18 protein-coding genes are annotated in these 18448 nt (G+C 73.0%); 3 read left to right on the top strand and 15 right to left on the bottom strand.

Annotated features, from left to right (window positions below):
* Positions 1–179 precede the first annotated feature (179 nt).
* Together ACZ52J_RS26205 and ACZ52J_RS26210 are read left to right on the top strand one after the other, a co-directional pair.
* A complete protein-coding gene (locus ACZ52J_RS26205; protein WP_465622236.1) occupies positions 180–935 on the top strand; it encodes an ABC transporter ATP-binding protein in 756 nt (251 codons plus the stop codon).
* A 27-nt stretch (positions 936–962) separates the two neighbouring features.
* Positions 963–2114 carry a hypothetical protein gene (locus ACZ52J_RS26210; RefSeq protein ID WP_465622238.1) on the top strand — a complete coding sequence of 384 codons (1152 nt, stop codon included), beginning with the start codon at positions 963–965 and terminating at the stop codon, positions 2112–2114.
* 18 nt (positions 2115–2132) lie between these two features.
* Here the strand turns inward: ACZ52J_RS26210 and rlmN are convergent, their stop codons facing one another.
* From rlmN to rpsB, 6 genes are all read right to left on the bottom strand, one after another.
* Positions 2133–3233, bottom strand: coding sequence for a dual-specificity RNA methyltransferase RlmN (rlmN, locus tag ACZ52J_RS26215; RefSeq protein ID WP_360504676.1), 1101 nt, complete (start codon positions 3231–3233; stop codon positions 2133–2135).
* 73 nt (positions 3234–3306) lie between these two features.
* The gene (locus ACZ52J_RS26220; protein ID WP_465622240.1) at positions 3307–4587 is read right to left on the bottom strand and encodes a phosphatidate cytidylyltransferase; all 1281 of its coding nucleotides are present in this window, start codon (positions 4585–4587) and stop codon (positions 3307–3309) included.
* Between the two features lie 281 nt (positions 4588–4868).
* Positions 4869–5426: a ribosome recycling factor gene (gene frr, locus ACZ52J_RS26225; protein ID WP_359900627.1), complete on the bottom strand. Its 558-nt coding sequence runs from the start codon at positions 5424–5426 to the stop codon at positions 4869–4871.
* Between the two features lie 99 nt (positions 5427–5525).
* Positions 5526–6290, bottom strand: a complete 765-nt coding sequence (pyrH, locus tag ACZ52J_RS26230) for a UMP kinase (protein WP_360504673.1) — start codon at positions 6288–6290, stop codon at positions 5526–5528.
* A 261-nt stretch (positions 6291–6551) separates the two neighbouring features.
* Positions 6552–7391, bottom strand: coding sequence for a translation elongation factor Ts (tsf, locus tag ACZ52J_RS26235; RefSeq protein WP_387693683.1), 840 nt, complete (start codon positions 7389–7391; stop codon positions 6552–6554).
* Positions 7392–7521: 130 nt separating this feature from the next.
* Positions 7522–8427: a 30S ribosomal protein S2 gene (gene rpsB, locus ACZ52J_RS26240; RefSeq protein WP_465622242.1), complete on the bottom strand. Its 906-nt coding sequence runs from the start codon at positions 8425–8427 to the stop codon at positions 7522–7524.
* Positions 8428–9034: 607 nt separating this feature from the next.
* On the opposite strand from rpsB, the gene ACZ52J_RS26245 reads away from it, so the two are divergent.
* A complete protein-coding gene (locus tag ACZ52J_RS26245; protein WP_465622243.1) occupies positions 9035–9712 on the top strand; it encodes a M23 family metallopeptidase in 678 nt (225 codons plus the stop codon).
* Here the strand turns inward: ACZ52J_RS26245 and ACZ52J_RS26250 are convergent.
* The 9 genes from ACZ52J_RS26250 to lepB (ACZ52J_RS26290) form a co-directional block, all read right to left on the bottom strand.
* Positions 9699–10301: a TetR/AcrR family transcriptional regulator gene (locus ACZ52J_RS26250; protein WP_465622390.1), complete on the bottom strand. Its 603-nt coding sequence runs from the start codon at positions 10299–10301 to the stop codon at positions 9699–9701. The two genes, ACZ52J_RS26245 and ACZ52J_RS26250, sit on opposite strands and share 14 nt — an antisense overlap.
* Before the next feature lie 191 nt (positions 10302–10492).
* Entirely contained in the window at positions 10493–11527 is a 1035-nt protein-coding gene (gene whiG, locus ACZ52J_RS26255) for an RNA polymerase sigma factor WhiG (protein WP_465622244.1), read from the bottom strand.
* Positions 11528–11779: 252 nt separating this feature from the next.
* Positions 11780–13003, bottom strand: a complete 1224-nt coding sequence (gene dprA / locus ACZ52J_RS26260) for a DNA-processing protein DprA (protein ID WP_465622246.1) — start codon at positions 13001–13003, stop codon at positions 11780–11782.
* Between the two features lie 8 nt (positions 13004–13011).
* Positions 13012–14721 carry a YifB family Mg chelatase-like AAA ATPase gene (locus ACZ52J_RS26265; protein WP_465622248.1) on the bottom strand — a complete coding sequence of 570 codons (1710 nt, stop codon included), beginning with the start codon at positions 14719–14721 and terminating at the stop codon, positions 13012–13014.
* A 1-nt stretch (position 14722) separates the two neighbouring features.
* Entirely contained in the window at positions 14723–15157 is a 435-nt protein-coding gene (locus ACZ52J_RS26270; protein WP_360504712.1) for a YraN family protein, read from the bottom strand.
* 297 nt (positions 15158–15454) lie between these two features.
* Positions 15455–15781 (bottom strand): DUF2469 domain-containing protein, encoded by a 327-nt coding sequence (locus tag ACZ52J_RS26275; RefSeq protein WP_030056781.1) that lies wholly within the window; start codon positions 15779–15781, stop codon positions 15455–15457.
* Between the two features lie 55 nt (positions 15782–15836).
* A complete protein-coding gene (locus ACZ52J_RS26280; protein WP_465622249.1) occupies positions 15837–16310 on the bottom strand; it encodes an NUDIX hydrolase in 474 nt (157 codons plus the stop codon).
* Positions 16311–16422: 112 nt separating this feature from the next.
* Positions 16423–17178, bottom strand: coding sequence for a signal peptidase I (gene lepB, locus ACZ52J_RS26285; RefSeq protein WP_465622250.1), 756 nt, complete (start codon positions 17176–17178; stop codon positions 16423–16425).
* A gap of 145 nt (positions 17179–17323) precedes the next feature.
* Positions 17324–18265 (bottom strand): signal peptidase I, encoded by a 942-nt coding sequence (gene lepB / locus ACZ52J_RS26290; RefSeq protein ID WP_465622252.1) that lies wholly within the window; start codon positions 18263–18265, stop codon positions 17324–17326.
* Positions 18266–18448: the final 183 nt, after the last annotated feature.

The following is an 18448-nucleotide window of genomic DNA, read 5'->3' on the forward strand; positions in this document are numbered from 1 at the left end:
AGCTCCCCGCCGGGCCGCCCTTCGGCGTTCCCCCACCGGAACATCACAGTCGCACGACCAAACATGCCTGAATGCGGGTGATTTGCCCGTGATGGACCAGAGCGCCGCAACCGCGCCCCGCCCCGGTCGTTCTAATCTGACGACTGTCATATCCCTGCGGCCACCCAGGATGGAACCTCATGTCAGCGGCACCGCCTGACAACGACGTGCTGTGGGCCCGAGGGATCGTCAAGTCCCATCACGGCACCCCCGCCCTGCGCGGCATCTCGCTCGGCGTCCGCGAGGGCGAGGTGCTCGCCGTCACCGGCCCGCGCGGCTCCGGCAAGAGCACCCTGCTGGGCTGCCTCTCCGCCCAGCTCCCGGTCGACGAGGGCGAGGTCTGGTTCAACAGCGCCCCCGTGCACACCCTCACCCGGGCCGGCCGCGAACGGCTGCGCCGCGACCGCTTCGGCTTCGTCGGCTCCGAGCCGCACCTGGTCCCCGAACTGACCGCCCGGGAGAACGTCGCCCTGCCGCTGCTGCTCGCCGGGGCCGGCAACAAGGCCGCCTACACCGCCGCCGCCGAGTGGCTGGAGCGCCTCGACGTCGGCGACTTCGCCAAGCACCGCCCCGACCGGCTGGTCCAGAGCCAGCGCCAACGGGTCGCCGTCGCCCGTGCCCTGGCCCCGCTGCCGCCCGTCGTCTTCGCCGACGACCCCACCGCCCCGCTGCACCGCGAAGCCGCCGACCAGGTCCTGCGGATACTGACCAGCGCGGCCCGCTCGCACCAGCTCACCCTCGTCCTGGCCACCCACGACCCCGAGCTCGTCCGGTTCGCGGACCGCGCCGTCGCCCTCGTCGACGGACGGCTCACCGCCCCCGCCGCCCCCGTCCCGCGCGGCACCACCGTGTCCGGGGCCCCCGGAGCGCCCGCCGTCACGGCCACCCGCCGCTGACGACGCCGAGCCGCTGAAAGAGTCGACGTGTTCTATCTCCGTCTGGCCCGGGGCTACCGGGTGCCCGACCTCGGCCGCTGGCTGCTCACCGCGCTGGCCGCCGCCGTGGTCGCCGCCTTCCTGCTGCGCTCCCTCGGCCGGGCGATGAGCGACCCGCTCGGCGGCGCCGACCCGCTGGTCCGGCTGCTCTGGTGCCTGCCCCCGCTCGCCGCCGTCGCCTGGTTCGCGGCCGTCGCCGCCCGCGCGGTGCCCGCCCGGCGCCCCGAGCGGATCGCCGGCCTCACCGCCGCCGGAGCCGGCTCCCGCCGGATCCGGGCCCTGATCGCCGGCGAGGTCGCCCTCGCCTGCACCCTCGGCAGCGTGCTCACCCTGCTGGTCTTCCTGGTACTGCGCAACGACATCGCCGGGCCCTCGCTCGCCCCCGACCTCGGCATGGGCGTGCCGCTGCCGCCCGCCGCGCCGGTCACCCTGCTCGCCCTGGTCCCGCTCACCGCCGGCCTCGCCGCCGCCTGCGCGGTGCCCGCCACCGAGAACCTGCCCGGCGGCCGCACCCGCCGCCGCACCGGCTTCGGCGTCTGGCGGATCGCCCTGCCGATCGGGCTGGGCGTGATCGGCGCCGCACTCGAACTCATCGCGCTGCGGCCCGGCGCCGCCGCCGACGGCCGCCCGATCCACCTGCCCGCCGGGCTCGGCACCACCAGCACCGCCGCGCTCGGCGGCTGGGCCACCAGCGCACTCGGCCTCGCCCTGCTCACCGGCCCGCTGCTGGCCTGGGCCGGACGGCTGCTCGCCCTCGGCCGGCCCACCCCGCTGCGACTGCTCGCCGGGCGCGGGCTCACCGCCCAGGCCCCGCGCCTCGGCGCGCCGCTGGCCGTCCTCACCCTCGCCGTCGCGCTGGTGCTCACCACCATCCGCTACTGGATCGGCGCCCCCGACAGCGCCGACGCGCTGCCCGCCGTCGAGGCCTGCCTGGTGCTCGGCTGCGCGGCCGCCGCGGTGGTCGCCCGGCTCGCCGAGGTCCGCACCGACCGCCGCCACGTCACCGACGCGCTGCTGCGCCTCGGCGCCTCGCCCCGCCTGCTGTTCGGCGCGGTCGCGCTGCGCACCCTGGCGGTCGGCACCACGCTGCTGCTGACCGGCGGGGCGACCGCCGCACTGGCGGCCGCCGGACTGCGGTAGCGGCCGGGCTCCCGGGGGCTAACCCGCTGCGGCGAGCTGGCCGCAGGCGCCGTCGATCTCCTGGCCGCGGGTGTCGCGGACGGTCGTCGGCACACCGTGCGACTGCAGCCGGCGGACGAACTCGCGCTCGTCCTCGGGCCGGGAGGCGGTCCACTTGGAACCCGGGGTCGGGTTCAGCGGGATCAGGTTGACGTGCACCCGGTGGTTCTTGATCAGCCGGCCGAGCAGGTCGGCCCGCCACGCCTGGTCGTTGATGTCCTTGATCAGCGCGTACTCGATGGAGATCCGGCGGCCGGACTTCTCCGCGTAGTTCCAGGCCGCGTCCAGCACCTCGTCGACCTTCCACCGGGTGTTCACCGGCACCAGCTCGTCGCGCAGCTCGTCGTCCGGGGCGTGCAGTGACAGCGCCAGGCGGCAGCTGAGGCCCTCGTCGGCGAAGCGGTGCATCGCCGGGACGAGCCCGACGGTCGAGACGGTGATGCCGCGCTGGGACAGGCCGAAGCCGTCCGGCGCCGGGTCGGTCAGTCGGCGGATCGAGGCCAGCACCCGGTTGTAGTTGGCCAGCGGCTCGCCCATGCCCATGAACACCACGTTGGACAGCCGCGCCTCACCGCCCGGGATCTCCCCGTCCTTGAGCGAACGCATCCCGGCGGCGATCTGCTCGACGATCTCGGCGGTGGAGAGGTTGCGGGTCAGCCCGGCCTGGCCGGTGGCGCAGAACGGGCAGTTCATGCCGCAGCCGGCCTGCGAGCTGATGCACATGGTGACCCGGTCCGGGTAGCGCATCAGCACGGACTCCACGAGCGTGCCGTCGAAGAGCTTCCACAGCGTCTTGCGGGTGGCGTCGTCGTCACAGGAGACGTGCCGCACCACCGACATCAGCTCGGGCAGCAGGCTCCCGGTGAGCTTCTCCCGGCTGGCGGCGGGGATGTCCGTCCAGCTCGCCGGGTCGTTCGACATCCGGCCGAAGTAGTGGTTGGAGAGCTGCTTGGCGCGGAACGGCTGCTCGCCCAGCTCGGCGACGGCCTCCTTGCGCTCGGCGGGGCTCAGGTCGGCGAGGTGTCGCGGGGGCTTGGCGCCGCGCGGCGCGACAAAGGTGAGTTCTCCGGGCTTAGGCATGGTTGTTCCAGTGTCGCAGACGCGCGAGGGCCCCGGACGCCAGGCGTCCGGGGCCCTCGCGGGTACGCGCGGATCAGCTGCCGACGAAGGCCGTCAGCAGCAGCCAGACCACCGGGGCGGTCGGCAGGAGCGAGTCCAGCCGGTCCATGATGCCGCCGTGGCCGGGCAGCAGCGTGCCCATGTCCTTGATGCCGAGGTCACGCTTGATCATCGACTCGCCCAGGTCGCCCAGGGTCGCGGTGACCGCCGCGCAGCCGCCCAGGATCAGGCCCTGCCACCAGCTGCCGTCGTCGATGATCAGCTGCATCAGCACCGCGCCCGCCAGCATCGACAGGCCGATGCCGCCGGCCAGGCCCTCGCGGGTCTTGCCGGGGCTGATCGTCGGGGCCAGCTTGGTGCGGCCGAACTTGTAGCCCACGGCGTAGGCGCCGGTGTCGCTGCAGATCGTGACGATCAGGAAGAGCACGATCCGCTGGGGGCCGTCGTCGGCCGCCAGCATCATCGCCACGAAGGTGGCAAGGAACGGCACGTAGAAGGCGGTGAACACCCCTGCCGTTATGTCCCGCAGGTAGTTCTCCGGCGGTTCGGCCATCCGCCAGACCATCACCGCCAGCCCGGTCAGCGCGAGCGAGGCTGCGGCCCACTGGATCCCGGACCAGTAGCCGGTCGCGACCATGGCGATGCCGCCCGCGACCAGCGGGATCAGCGGCGCCTTGATCTGCTTGCGCTCGGAGAGCCGGCTGGTCAGCTCCCAGACGCCGACCGCGACCGCGGCCATCACGACAACCAGGAACAGTGCCTTCACCACGAACAGCGAGGCGACGATCACCGCGCCGAGGCCGACGCCCACGCCTATGGCGGCCTGGAGATTACGGCCGCCGCGCTGCTTGCGCGGCTGCGGCTGCGGGTCGGGCTGGGCGGCCACGGGTGTCTCCTGCCCTGGATGGGACGACGGCACGAAGTGGGGCTGTCCGGCCGCCGGGTGGCTGGGCGGCGGCGCGGAATGCACCGGTGCCCCCGGGTACGGCGGGGTGCCGTGGCCGGGGGCGGGGGCGGTGTCACCGGATATCGCGCGCAGCACGACCGTCTCCGTCACGCCGGGCGGCGCGGTCTCCGGCTGCTCGTCCCGGAACAGCGGGCCGCTCAGCCGGCCGGCTTCCCGGGCCTGGCCCGCGGCGGGGTCGGCCGGTCCGCCGGTGGGCTGACCGGGTGCGGGCTGACCGGGCGCGGGCCGGCCCGGTGCGGGCTGACCGGGCGCGGGCCGGCCCGGTGCCGCGGACGCGCCGCGGCCGACCGGTCGGCCGCCGCCGGGCACACCGGGAGGCGGGCCGGGGTCGGCCGGTACGGGAGGCATGACCTGAGTCTCCTGCGCGTCGCCGCCCCAGTACACCGGAGGCTGCTGCGGGTGATCCGAACGGAGGTCCCGCTCCGGCGGGCCGGCACCCGGCGCGCCCGGGGGCACGGCTCGGCCGCCCGGGTGGCCGGGGTGTCCCTGGACCGGCGCCGCCGGTTCGCCGTACCCCGGCGCCGGATGGGCCGGGGTACGGGATGCCTGCGGCTGCGGCGCCGGGCGGTAGGGCTGGAACTGCTGGTCGGACGGGCCCCAGTAGCCAGGGGCGTCAGGGGCGTCGTTCATCAGACCTCGAGCAGCTCGGCTTCCTTGTGCTTCAGCAGCTCGTCGACCTGGGCCACGTACTTGGCCGTGGTGTCGTCGAGCTCCTTCTCGGCGCGGCGGCCGTCGTCCTCGCCGACCTCGCCGTCCTTGACCAGCTTGTCGATGGCGTCCTTGGCCTTGCGGCGCACGGCACGGATCGAGACCTTGGCGTCCTCGCCCTTGGTGCGGGCGATCTTGATGAACTCCCGGCGGCGCTCTTCGGTCAGCTCGGGCAGCACCACGCGGATGATGGAGCCGTCGTTCGACGGGTTGACGCCCAGGTCGGAGTCGCGGATCGCCTGCTCGATGGCCTTCAGCGCGGTCTTGTCGAACGGCGAGACGACCGCCATCCGCGGCTCCGGCACCGAGAACGAGGCCAGCTGGTTGATCGGCGTCACGGCGCCGTAGTACTCCGCGACGATCTTGGCGAACATCGCCGGGTGCGCACGGCCGGTACGGATGGCCGCGAGGTCGTCCTTGGCGACGCCGACGGCCTTCTCCATCTTCTCCTCGGCCTCGAGGAGGGTCTCTTCGATCACTGTGGTCTCCCTGTCCGGTTCATCTGCTGTTGTTCCGACCGGTGTCGGCGCGGCGGCCGTTCGCGGCTCCCGCACCGTTCCCGTACGGCTGGTTGCTGCTCAGGCCCGGACAGAATCCTGGCTGATGAGTGTGCCGATCTTCTCACTCTTCACCGCACGCGCGATATTGCCCTCCGCCAGCAGTTCGAAGACCAGCATCGGGAGGTTGTTGTCCTTGCACAGCGTGATCGCGGTGAGGTCGGCGACCTTGAGGTCGCGCGCGATGACCTCGGAGTACTCCAGCGCGTCGAACTTGACCGCGTCCGGGTTCGTCCGCGGGTCGGAGTCGTAGACGCCGTCCACGCCGTTCTTGCCCATCAGCAGGACGTCGGCGTGGATCTCCAGCGCGCGCTGGACGGCCGTGGTGTCGGTGGAGAAGTACGGCATGCCCATACCGGCGCCGAAGATCACCACGCGGCCCTTCTCCAGGTGCCGGACGGCCCGCAGCGGGAGGTACGGCTCGGCGACCTGGCCCATGGTGATGGCGGTCTGGACCCGGGTCTCGATGCCCTCCTTGACCAGGAAGTCCTGCAGCGCCAGGCAGTTCATGACGGTGCCGAGCATGCCCATGTAGTCGGAGCGGGCCCGGTCCATGCCGCGAACCTGCAGTTCGGCGCCCCGGAAGAAGTTGCCACCACCGATGACCACCGCGACCTCGGTACCGGCGCGGACGACCGTGGCGATCTCTCGGGCGATCGCGTGCACGACGTCCGGGTCGACGCCGAGTCCGCCGCCACCGGCGAAGGCTTCACCGGACAGCTTGAGCAGCACCCGGCGGCGCGAGCCGACCCTGGGGTCCTGCGCGGTCTCCTGCGTCTCCTGCATGGACTTCTCCTTTTTGCACCTACTGGTCACAGGCGCGGGTGTGCGGATGCCCCGCCTGCGCGTACACGCGAGGAGGCCACTGCCGCGGGAACCGGTTCGGTGTCCTGCACGGCAATGGCCTCCTCGTCGTTCATGGTGCCGACGCGAGCCCGCCCGTGGGCGGTTGGCGCTGGGTGAGCCCGTTCGGCGTTCCTCCCGCCCTGGTCAGCGGGCGGGGGCGGTTCCCAGCCTAAGGGGGCCGGGAACCCGGTGGAACGTGGCTCAGGCGCCGACGCGGAAGCGGGCGAAGCGCTTGAGGGCGACGCCGTTCTCCTCGAGGACCTTGGCGACGGTCTTCTTGTTGTCCTTCGCGAAGGCCTGCTCCAGGACGGAGAACTCCTTCACGAAGCCGGTGACGCGACCCTCGACGATCTTCGGCAGGGCAGCCTCCGGCTTGCCCTCCTCGCGAGCGGTGGCCTCGGCGACGCGGCGCTCGTTCTCGATGTCCTCGGCCGGGATGTCCTCGCGGGACAGGTACTTCGGGGCGAAGGCGGCGATGTGCTGCGCGACGTCCTTCGCGACCTCGGCGTTCTCCTTGTCCAGCTCGACCAGGACGCCGACGGCCGGCGGCAGGTCGGGGCTGGTCTTGTGCAGGTAGACCGCGACGAAGCCGTCACCGTCGAACTGGGCGAAGCGACGGAAGACGATCTTCTCGCCCAGGGTGGCGTTGGCCTCGTCCACGAACTGCTGGACGGTCTTGCCGGCCTCGATCTCGGAAGCCAGGGCGGCGTCCAGGTCGGCCGGGGCCGTCTTGGCGACGTGGGCGGCAATGGCGTCGGCGACCTTGACGAAGTTGTCACCCTTGGCGACGAAGTCCGTCTCGCAGTTCAGCTCGACCAGAACGCCGGACTTCTTGTCCTCGGCGATCAGCGCGGCGACGGCGCCGTTGGAGGCGTCGCGGCCCTCGCGCTTGGCAACGCCCTTCTGGCCCTTGATGCGCAGGAGCTCGACGGCCTTCTCGACGTTGCCCTCGGCCTCGTCCAGGGCCTTCTTGCAGTCCATCATGCCGGCGCCGGTGAGCTCACGGAGCTTCTTGACGTCCGCGGCGGTGAAGTTCGCCATGGTGTGAATCTCTTCTCGCGTCTCGCGTGTCTGCGTGGAGTGGCGCCGGGACCGATGGTTCGGGTCCCGGCGCTGGAGAGAGGGGCACCTGCCGGCTTCGTACCGGCGGGTGCCCCTCACCCTTGGTACGTCAGGCCTGCTCGGCCGGCGCCTCGGTGGCGGGAGCCTCGGCGGCGGGGGCCTCCTCGGCGGCCGGCGCCTCGGCAGCGGGGGCCTCCTCGGCGGCGGGGGCCTCGGCGGCGGCGGGGGCCTCCTCGGCCTTCTCGCCCTCGATGAGGTCCTTCTCCCAGGCGGCCAGCGGCTGGTCGGCGCCCGGCTCGGCCTTGGTGTCGCCCTTGGCGACACCGGCGCGGGACTTCAGGCCCTCGGCCACGGCGTCGGCGATCACGCGGGTCAGCAGGGTGACGGAGCGGATCGCGTCGTCGTTGCCCGGGATCTTGTAGTCGACCTCGTCCGGGTCACAGTTGGTGTCGAGGATGGCGACGACCGGGATGTTGAGCTTCCGGGCCTCGCCGACCGCGATGTGCTCCTTCTTGGTGTCCACGATCCAGACGGCGCTGGGAACGCGCTGCATGTCGCGGATACCGCCGAGGGTCTTCTCCAGCTTGTCGTGCTCGCGCTGGAGGACCAGGAGCTCCTTCTTGGTGAGGCCGGAACCGGCCACGTCCGAGAAGTCCAGCTCGCCGAGCTCCTTCAGACGCTGAAGGCGCTTGTAGACGGTCGAGAAGTTGGTCAGCATGCCGCCAAGCCAGCGCTGGTTCACGTAGGGCATGCCCACGCGGGTGGCCTGCTCGGCGATGGCCTCCTGGGCCTGCTTCTTCGTGCCGACGAAGAGGACGCTGCCGCCGTGGGCAACGGTCTCCTTGATGAACTCGAAGGCGCGGTCGATGTAGTTCAGCGACTGCAGGAGGTCGATGATGTAGATGCCGTTGCGCTCCGTGATGATGAAGCGCTTCATCTTCGGGTTCCAGCGGCGGGTCTGGTGACCGAAGTGGACGCCGCTCTCCAGCAGCTCCCGCATCGTGACGACGGCCATTGCCGTGCTCCTCAGGTGTTACGGCCCGACAGCGGCACTGCGTCGCAGCGATCGCCCACAGCCGGGTCAGTCTCGGTTTGTCCGTGGCGGCCAGGTGACAGCCACGCCTGACGCCCCGAACGTGCCGAGCCGCTTGCGCCCGCTCGGCCGGGGGCCGGTCGGGCTCGGCGGACCGAGCGGCACTCGCACCTGGCGGGGCTGCGGACGAACCGCGTCCGGCCGCCGGTGGCGGGGCGTGCGAAGTCGACCCGGCGGACCGGGTCGCGTGTGAAGTGTACGGGAAGCGCCGAGCGACGGGCGACTTCGCGAGCGGCCGGGGGCCTGCCGAGGACCCGGGAAGAACCTGGGAACGGCCGGGACGGGCGGGTCGGCGGGGGTGCCGACGGGCGGGTCGGCGGCGGTACCGGCGCCGGGGTCTGCGGAGCTGGGGAGCGTGCGTGCGTCGGTCGGCTGCCTGCCCGCGGTTGGCCACCGGTATGCCGCTTGTACACCGGATGGCGGCGTCCGTACACCCGTTGGAGGGGCGGCGGTCGGACGCGGGGGCGGTTTGTCCACAGGAATCCGGATCCGGGTGGTGCTTGGGCGGCCGGGCGGCGAGCCTTCGCGCATGACTGCTCGTGCGTGGTTCGTCGGGATTCGGGGGCTGGTCGCCGTGGGGGTGGCGCTGGGGGTGGTGGGGGCGCTCGGGATGCCGGGGGCAGCGGCGGGGGCGGCAGCGGGGGCGGCGGGCGGCTCGGGCTCCGGCAATGGCTCCGGCTCCCGCAGTGGCAGTGGCTCCGGCAGTGGCTTGGGCCCGCGCGGTGCCCGGGCCTGGCCGGTGGGCGGGCCCGGCGGGGTGCTGGGGCGGTTCGAGCCGCCGGCGAAGCCCTGGGCCGCCGGGCACCGGGGAGTGGACCTCGCCGCCGAGCCCGGGGCGGAGGTCCGGGCGGCGGCCGCCGGGGTGGTCACGTTCTCCGGGCTGGTGGCCGGACGTCCGGTGGTGACCGTCTCCCACCTCGGCTCGGGGTCTCCCCCGCTCCGAACCACCTACCTGCCGCTCACCGGCACCCTCCCGGTCGGCACCGCGGTGGCCGCCGGGCAGGTGATCGGCCGGCTCGCCCCGGACGGGCGGCACTGCGCCGCGCGCGACTGCCTGCACTGGGGGCTGCTGCGCGGGGGCCGCTACCTGGACCCGCTGGCCCTGTTCGGCGCGGGTACGGCACGGCTGCTGCCACTGGGCTCAGAACCGCTGGGGGCCGAGCGGCTGCAGCCGTCGGAGGCCGAGCAGGCGGTCACGCCCGGCTGAGGCCGTGCAGCGCGAAAGCGACGGCGGCGACCGCGATCTCCTCGGGGTTCTCCGCGTTCTCGGGGTTCTCGGTCGGGCAACCGGCGTGCTCCCCGGTAGTCGCCTGCTCGGCTCGACGGACGGCCGCCTCCACGACCCCCTGCAGCAGCACCGCGGCGAGCCGGGGCCGCTCGTGGCCCAGGTCCTCCAGCGCCCGGACGACCAGGCCGGCCAGCCTGCCGTGCGCCGCCCGGATCCGCTCGCGCGCGGCCTCGTCGAGCTCCAGCGCCGAGATCGCCACGATCGCACGGTGGCGCGGGTCGGCGGCCAACGCCAGCTGACCCCGGACGTACGCCTCGATCCGCTCGGCGGCGGTGTCGCAGCTCCCCATCCCGGCCTCGATCTCGGCCGCCCAGAGCGGGAAGTCCACCTCGCAGAGCGCCTCGACCACGGCGGCGCGGGAGCGGAAGTACTCGTAGACCGAGGAACGCGCCAGCCCGGTACGCGCGGCAAGCGCGGGGAAGGTCAGGGCCTCCTTGCCACCCTCGGTGAGCAGGGTGCGGGCAGCGTCGAGGAGTGCTGCTCGCTGCAGCTGGCGATGCTCGGCCACCGTGGCCGCTCGGATCTTCGGCACGCTCCCACTGTACGGAGCCCTGCCCGCGGCCGATAAGGCGCCGCGCATGCGGAGGAGGCAGGGGCCCGCCGGGCAGGCCCGGCCTGTCCGGCTGAACCCCGCGCCGCCGGATCGGGGCGCTACGGGATCGGCGCGCGACCGGATCGGCGCGCGACCGGATCGGGGCGCTAGCGGACCTCCGAGAGCTTGGCGCGCAGCTGGAGGACGGACTTGGTGTGGATCTGGCTCACCCGACTCTCCGTCACCCCCAGCACCTGCCCGATCTCGGCAAGGGTGAGTCCCTCGTAGTAGTAGAGCGTCACGACGGTCTTCTCCCGCTCGGGAAGGGTGTTGACCGCCTGGGCCAGCAGTCTGCGCAGCTCGCGGTCCTCGGCCACCTCGACCGGGTTGTCCGCGCCGTGGTCCTCCAGGGTGTCCATCAGGCTCAGCCGGTCGCCGCCCTCCCCCACCGGGTGGAGCAGCTCGTCCAGGGCCACCACGTTGGCGAGCGACAGCTGGCTGAAGATGGCGTGCAGGTCCTCGATCGCGATGCCCATCTCGGCCGCGACCTCGGGCTCGTGCGGCGTCCGGCGCAGCCGGGCCTCCAGCGTCGCGTACGTCCGCTCGACCGCCTTCGCCTTCTGCCGCACCGAGCGCGGGATCCAGTCCAGGGCGCGCAGCTCGTCGATGATCGCGCCGCGGATGCGGCTGATCGCGTAGGTCTCGAACTTGATGGCGCGCTCGATGTCGAACTTCTCGATCGCGTCGATCAGCCCGAAGACCCCGGAGGAGACGAAGTCCGCCTGCTCGACGTTGGAGGGCAGGCCGACCCCGACCCGCCCCGCCACGTATTTGACGAGCGGTGAGTAGTGCAGGATCAGCTGCTCGCGCAGCCGCTGGTCGCCGGTCTCCTTGTAGGAGCGCCAGAGCTCTTCGAGCGCGCTGCGCCCCTGGGTCACGGCGTCCGGGCCGGCCTGTCCGGTGTCCGCGGGCGTGGCGGCTGGTGTCGCGGCGGATGTGTCGGCGGTTGTGTCCACCGGCGCGTCGCCGGCGCGGACCGCCTCGGTGCCCCGGGTCGCGTCCGCGGGCTGGCCTGGCACCACCGTCGGCCGGCCGCCCTGGCGCGACAGGCCGCCCATCGCCCCCGCCGACTTGGACGGGAACTCGGTCGCCGGGCGCCGCTCGGTCCTCGGCCCTCCCGAGGACCGAGCGCCACCGGTCACTCTGTGTCCGGGAATGTGTGTGGGCATGCGTTGGTCTGCGCCGTTCTGCCGAGTCATGTGCTGATAGGGAAGGCATGTGGAGCGTAGCGTGACCGACTCGCTGCAAAGCGCTACCGCCACTCGGTCGTCCCCCGATCCGGTGGCGTTCACTCACCGGATCCGGGCACACGAGCGGAAGACCCGGATCAGCAGGTCAGCCGGGCGGTTCGGACACGCCCTCCCTCGGCGCACGCGCGTTCCCTGCTCCGACGCTCACCTCCTCCGCACCATGCGCCAGTGCGCGCCGTGTCGCTCGACGTAGCCGAGCGAGCCCAACTCGTAGAGCCGCTGGAGCACTTCGTCCGGCGGGAGCCCGGACTGGCGGGCCAGTCGTTCGACCGGCGCGCCCTCCGCCGTCGCCGGTACGGCTTCCAGGACCCGGGCCACCGGGGGCTCCAGCAGGTCGCGCGGCAGCACCGGTCCACTGCGCTGCGGGGCCAGGTCGTCCCCGATCGCCCCGATCAGCTCGGTGATCTCGGCCGCGTCGGTGACCAGGGCGGCGGCGCCGCTGCGGATCAGGGCGTGCACCCCGGCCGAGAGCTCCGAGGTCACCGGGCCGGCGACGCCCATGGTGTGGCGGTTGAGGTCCCGCGCCCGCCTCGCCGTGCTCAGGGCTCCGCTGCGGACCGCCGCCTCGACCACCACGGTGCCCCGGGTGAGCGCCGCGATGACCCGGTTGCGTAGGACGAAGCGGAAGCGGTTCGGGTGCTCCCCGGGCGGGAGTTCACTGACCAGCAGACCCTGGACGCCGATCCGCCGGATCAGTTCGGCGTTCCCCTTCGGGTAGGCCACGTCGACTCCGCAGGCAAGCACCGCGACGGTCATCCCTCCGACGGCGAGTGCGCCGCGGTGGGCGGCCGCGTCGATCCCGTAGGCGGCGCCGGACACCACCACCCAACCGCGCTCGGCCAGTTGGGCCGACAGTTCCCCGGCGACGTGGGCGCCGTAGGCCGTGCAGGCCCGGGAGCCGACCATCGCGACCGAGCGGAGCGCGAGCAGCCTCAGCGAGCCGGTGCCGATCGTCCAGAGCCCGATGGGACGGCCGTCGCCCAGGTCATCGAGTTGGCTGGGCCATTCCGTGTCCCCCGGAATGATGAACCGCCCACCGGCGCGCCGTACCCGTTTCAGGTCCATCTCCGGGTCCAGCCCCGGGAGTCTCGCCTGGTACCCGGCCAGGCGGGCGGAATCCAGCCCGGGGTGGTCGGGCACCGTCCCGTCCCGGATCGCCTGGACCACGTCGACGGCGGGGAGCCGGCCGAGCCAGCGGCCGACCACCGCGTCCCCCGGTTCGCTGAGCCGGCTGAGCACGACGCGGGCGAGGCGCTCGGGATCGGGCGCTGTCGTGGCGTCGGTGGGATCGGTTGCTGGCCCGATCCGGAGCCGGGGCCCGAGCCCGGCTCCGGCTCCGGCTCCGCTGTGGGCTTGGGGGTGCCTCACCAACCGGTTCATGCCTCGCCCTCCGCGTTCTCCGTCTGCTCGGCACGTGTCCCGGGCCGGCCGCCGTCCGGCGGGCCGCCGCGCTGGGCCGGGATGCCCCCGAGCCGGCCGGTGCCCCGTTCGGTCAGCGCCAGCCCGTGCTCCACCCCGGTGCGCAGGACCAGGGCGGTGCGCAGGTCCCGCTGGTCAGGCCGGTCGCGGCCGGCGAGGTCGGCGACCGTCCAGGCGACCCGGAGCACCCGGTCCAGGCCCCGGGCGGTCAGCAGCCCCCGCTCCAGCTGGCGTGCGACATCGTTGAGCGCGCCGGGCGCGAGCTGCCACCGCGTGCGCAGCTCGTGGCCCGGGACCTCCCCGTTGGTCCGCCACGGGGTGTCCGCCAGCCGGGCCGCCGCCCGCTCCCGCGCGGCCAGCACCCGGGCCGCGACGGTCTCGGTGTTCTCCGCCGTGGTGTCCCGCTCCATGAGTTCGATCCTCGTCACCGGGGCGACCTGGACCTGGAGGTCGACCCGGTCCAGCAGTGGCCCGGAGAGCCTCCCCTGGTAGCGGCTGACCATCACCGGGGTGCACTCGCAGCCCTCGCCCCGCCGTGAGTGCCGGCCGCACGGACAGGGGTTGGCGGCCAGGCAGAGGAGGAAGCGGGCCGGGAGCCGGAGCGACCCGGCCGAGCGGGCGATCACCACTTCGCCCGACTCCAGCGGCTGGCGCAGTGCGTCGAGCACCCGGACCGGGAACTCCGGCGCCTCGTCCAGGAACAGCACGCCCCGGTGGGCCAGCGAGACGGCGCCCGGTCGCGGCAGGCCGCTGCCGCCGCCGACGATCGCGGGCATCGTGGTGGAGTGGTGCGGGGCGCAGTAGGGCGCGGTGTCGATCAGCGGGCGCCCGACCGGGAGCAGGCCGGCAACCGAGTGCACGGCAGTGACTTCCAGCGCTTCCTGCTGGGTCAGCGGCGGGAGCAGCGAGGGCAGCCGCTCCGCCAGCATGGTCTTGCCCGCGCCCGGCGGACCCTTCAGGTAGAGGTGGTGTCCTCCGGCGGCGGCGATCTCCAGGGCTCGCCGCGCCTCGTACTGGCCGGCCACGTCGGCCATGTCGAGGCGGGCCGCCTTGTCCTCGGACAGGCCCCGCACGCTCGCGCTGGGCAGCATCAGCCCGGCCATCAGCGGGTCCGGTCGGCCTCCGATCGGATCGGGCGGCTCCTCCGGCGGCGGCGCTCCGGTCAGGATCGCGACCAGCTGGCGCAGGCTGCGGACGCCGATCACCGTCACCCCGGGGACGAGCGAGGCCTCGGGCGCGGTCTGCTCGGCGACCACGACCCGTTCGTAACCGGCATCGGCGGCGGCCAGCACCGACGGGAGCACGCCGCGGACCGGCCGCACCCGGCCGTCCAGCCCCAGCTCGCCGATGATCAGCAGCTCGGCGATGGACGACGGGTCGAGCCGCTCGGCGGCGGCCAGCACGGCGCAGGCCACCGCGAGGTCGAAGCCGCTGCCGCTCTTGGGCACCGAGGCGGGGCTGAGGCCGACCGTCAGCTTGCGCTGCGGCCAGGCCTCGCCGCTGTTCACCACCGCGGCGCGGACCCGGTCGCGGGACTCGGTGAGCGCCTTGTCGGGCAGGCCGACCAGGGTGAACGCGGCCACCCCGGGCTCCAGATCGGCCTGGACCTCGACGATCACCCCGTCGACGCCGACCAGCGCGACGGAACAGGTTCGGGCGAAGGCCATCTCAGACCACCCCCCGCAGGTGGTCGACCAGGGCCGCACCCCGCGCCCGGTTGACCACGGCGACCAGGTCGATCCGCACCCCACCCGGCGGGGCGGGCGGCCAGTGCGGATCCGTCGGCGCCACGTCGTCGTCGGCCCCGGCCAGCCGGGCGAAGTGACCGGGCCAACGCTCGGCCATCCAGCGCTCGGCCAGGCGTTGCAGCCGGGCGGCCTTGGCCTGGTCGATGGCCTCGGTGGGCTGCTGGAAGCCCCGCTCGGAGCGGGTCTTCACCTCGCAGACCGCCACGGTGTCGCCGTCGAGGGCGACGATGTCCAGCTCGCCCTCGACGCAGCGCCAGTTGCGGTCCAGGATGCGGAGCCCGGCCTCCGCGAGGCGGCGGGCGGCGACCCGCTCCCCGTAGCGGCCGAGCGCGTTCCTGGTGCTGCGGTCCGGGATCCCCCGCGGCTTCTTCCCGGGCGCGGCCTGCTCCGGTACGGCCGTGTCCGGCGCGGTCGGGTCGGCTACGGCCGTGCTCGGTGCGACCTGCTCCGGTACGGCCTGGTCCTGCTCGACGGTGTGCTGCATGGTGACCACCTCCGCCGAGGAGGCTGCACCACCGCGCACGGCGGGGCCCGGAAATTCCGTTTCCCTGTGGATAACTCGGACCTGTGGACAACTTCTGTCACCCGCAGGGGTGAGAAGCCCCGATCCCGCGAAATTCGGCTGGACAACGCGGGCCGGAGTCGTTCAACGTCAGTTCCCGAAGCCGGACTCGTCCGAGGGCAGCTCCAGGTCGCTCTTCGCGAGTTCCTCGATGTTCACGTCCTTGAAGGTCAGCACCCGGACCTTGCGGACGAACCGGGCCGGCCGGTACATGTCCCAGACCCACGCATCCGCCATCGACACCTCGAAGAACACCTCGCCCTGGACCGAGTGCACCTGCAGCTCGTAGTCATTGGTGAGGTAGAACCGTCGCTCGGTCTCGATCACGTACTTGAACAGGCCGACTACGTCCCGGTACTCCCGGTAGAGCTTGAGCTCCATCTCGGTCTCGTACTTCTCGAGATCTTCGGCACTCATCCAGGCGTCCCCTCAACTTGTCACGTCCACCCATTGTGGACCACCGCACCCACGGTCAGAGCCGCACCGGGTCCACCGGCGGGCCCTCGGCCAGCAGCCGTGCCAGGAAGTCCGCCAGGCCGGCCGGATAGACCGTCTCGCCGGTCCCCCTCAGTTCCTCGACCGTCCACCAGCGCGCCGCGAGCAACTGGGCGTGCTCGTCCGCGCCCATGCCCGAGTGGTCCAGGCCCGTCTCCGTGGTCCGGGCCAGGTGGAACCACTGTTCCTGCTCGAAGCGCTGTCCCTGAAAGGAGAACGACACCGTGCCGTACGCCACCAAGGGCCCCAGGTCCACGCCCCGCAAGCCGGTCTCCTCCGCGAGCTCCCGCTCGGCGGCCTCGCGCACGTCCTCCCCTGCTTCCAAGCCTCCCCCGGGCGTGAACCACCATGTCTCCCCCGGGACGGCCGGGTCGGCGCCCAGGAAGAGGAGGATGCGGTCCAGCCCGTCCAGCAGCAGGATCCGCGCCGCCCGGCGACGCTGTGCTGTCATGGCTGCGCTCCACGCTCCTTCCGTTCGCATCGGTGGCGCTACCGATCCTGCCACCCGACGCCGCCGTTCGGGGCGATGTTCGCCAGAGCGGCCCGCGCCGCGACGGCCCCGCTCAGGAGCTGCGCCCCCGGCGGAGCCGGCGGGCCAGGCCCGCCACCCCGCCCACCGCCGAGGTCACCAGGATCAGCGCCGCGCCGGCGACGGTGGCGTAGGCGGCGGGCTCCAGCGGGCCGGGCTGCGACGCCCTCGGCCCCGTGAAGCCGTCGAAGGCCGTGGTCCGGTCGAGCAGGCCCGTCCGGCCGAAGGGCTTCAGGGTGGCCTCGACCCTGGCCTCGATGACGTCGGCCGGGACGGTCCCGCCGTCGACCTCCAGGTGGGTGCGGGAGTCGAGCGAGCCGACCCGGTTGTCGCCGAGGAGGAACAGCCGGCCCTGCGGCACCGTCACGCTGAACGACTCGCCCTGGCGGCCCTGCGTCGCGAGGTAGGGCTCGTCCACCGGCTGTCCGTTGACCGTCAGCCGACGGTTGTCCCCGCTGGTTGCGACGGTGTCCCCGCCGACCGCGACCACGCGCTTGACCATGAGCTCGCCGCCCCAGGCCTGGTCCCGGAAGACCACCACGTCCCCCCGGCCGACTTTCCCGCCGTCGGCCTTGCGGGCCAGCACGGTGTCTCCGACCTGCAGCGTCGGGTGCATCGAGGCGGTCGGGATGTTGTACGGCCGGTAGTCGATCGCGATCAGGGCGAAGCCGCCGATCATCAGCACCAGCCCGAGCGCCAGCGCGACGCCCTGCAGCACTGCGGCGAAGCGACGGCGCTCACGGGCGGGCGCGGCCGGGCGATCGGCCGTCTGCTCCACGACACTGCTCATCGACACCGTCCACCTCTGGCCTACCGGAGAACACCACTGGCACGCCGGAGGCACCGGCGGGAACGCCGACGGGCCGTGGCACGTCCGAGCAGATTACTCGTCGGTACCACGGCCCGCGCAAGAGTCGGGGACAACCCGGTGGAGCTCAGGACTCCTTGCGGCGCTCCACCCGGACTCGCACCCGGCGCACCAGCGGAAGCAGGGCGACAGCCCCCACCGCACCGACCACGGGGGGCGCCATGGGCGCGGCCGCCGCCAGGCCCTTCTGGTCGAAGGTGTCCGGCACCGACAGCGTCGACCAGTGGTTGATCGGCCAGGCCACCACGAAGGCACGCCCGATCACGTTGTCCACCGGGACGGTGCCGCCGCCCGGCTGGTCCATGTGGAAGCGGGAGTCCAGCGAGTTGGCGCGGTGGTCGCCCATCACCCAGATCCGCCCCTTGGGTACCTTGACCGGCTGGAAGGGGTGGTCACCACAGGGGGTGTTGCCCGGGTAGACGTACGGCTCGTTGAGCGCGACGCCGTTGACCTTGACCGGCCCCTCGCCCTCGCACTCGACGGTGTCCCCGCCGACCGCGATGACCCGCTTGATCAGGTCCTTCTCATTGGTGGAGGGCATCAGACCGACGAAGCTGAGCACGTCCTGAACGCCGCGGACGAAGGAGTTGCTGCTCTGCTGGGTCGGCTCGTCGTTCAGCCAGCCGCCCGGGTCGTGGAACACCACGACCTCGCCGCGCTCGGGCTCGGCCCCGAACCAGGGGGTCAGCTTGTCCACCAGGACGCGGTCGCCGACCTGCAGCGTGTTCTGCATCGACTCCGACGGAATGGAGAACGCCTGGACGAAGAAGGTCTTGATCACGAGCGCGAGGATCAGCGCGATCCCGATCAGGATCGGCAGCTCCTTCCAGAAGGAGCGCGGCTTGCGCGGCTTGGCCGGAGACTCCGACTCCGATCCGTCCACCGACCCGGTCTCCGGGTGCGAGGGTTCCGGCGAGTCCTCGGCCCCCGTGCCCTGCTCGTCGGCGGTCTGGGCCGCGGCGTCGTCGACCGCGGCCGAGGACGCCGAGGACTCGGCGGACCGGGCCACCCGACGACCTGGGCCTTCGGGCTCTCCGGCGCCCGAACGGGCACCGATCACCAAATCCCCCACAACGTCTCCTCCCTGCTGTGCGGACGCCCGCGCGCCCGCGCTCAGAGTGCCGCACAGCGGGCACCACGCTCACCATGACCATGAACGCCTCAGGGCTGCCCACCGCGGGCTCCCCTGACA

The sequence above is a fragment of the Kitasatospora sp. NPDC034035 genome (genome assembly GCF_055575755.1).

Bases quoted from the DNA above. Each gene is read 5' to 3' on its own strand.
- rpsB (WP_465622242.1), bottom strand. From the start codon at position 8,427: ATGGCCGTCGTCACGATGCGGGAGCTGCTGGAGAGCGGCGTCCACTTC.
- ACZ52J_RS26220 (WP_465622240.1), bottom strand. From the start codon at position 4,587: ATGCCTCCCGTACCGGCCGACCCCGGCCCGCCTCCCGGTGTGCCCGGC.
- rlmN (WP_360504676.1), bottom strand. From the start codon at position 3,233: ATGCCTAAGCCCGGAGAACTCACCTTTGTCGCGCCGCGCGGCGCCAAG.
- ACZ52J_RS26280 (WP_465622249.1), bottom strand. From the start codon at position 16,310: ATGACAGCACAGCGTCGCCGGGCGGCGCGGATCCTGCTGCTGGACGGG.
- ACZ52J_RS26265 (WP_465622248.1), bottom strand. From the start codon at position 14,721: ATGGCCTTCGCCCGAACCTGTTCCGTCGCGCTGGTCGGCGTCGACGGG.
- pyrH (WP_360504673.1), bottom strand. From the start codon at position 6,290: ATGCAGGAGACGCAGGAGACCGCGCAGGACCCCAGGGTCGGCTCGCGC.
- ACZ52J_RS26275 (WP_030056781.1), bottom strand. From the start codon at position 15,781: ATGAGTGCCGAAGATCTCGAGAAGTACGAGACCGAGATGGAGCTCAAG.
- ACZ52J_RS26245 (WP_465622243.1), top strand. From the start codon at position 9,035: ATGACTGCTCGTGCGTGGTTCGTCGGGATTCGGGGGCTGGTCGCCGTG.
- tsf (WP_387693683.1), bottom strand. From the start codon at position 7,391: ATGGCGAACTTCACCGCCGCGGACGTCAAGAAGCTCCGTGAGCTCACC.
- lepB (WP_465622250.1), bottom strand. From the start codon at position 17,178: ATGAGCAGTGTCGTGGAGCAGACGGCCGATCGCCCGGCCGCGCCCGCC.
- ACZ52J_RS26205 (WP_465622236.1), top strand. From the start codon at position 180: ATGTCAGCGGCACCGCCTGACAACGACGTGCTGTGGGCCCGAGGGATC.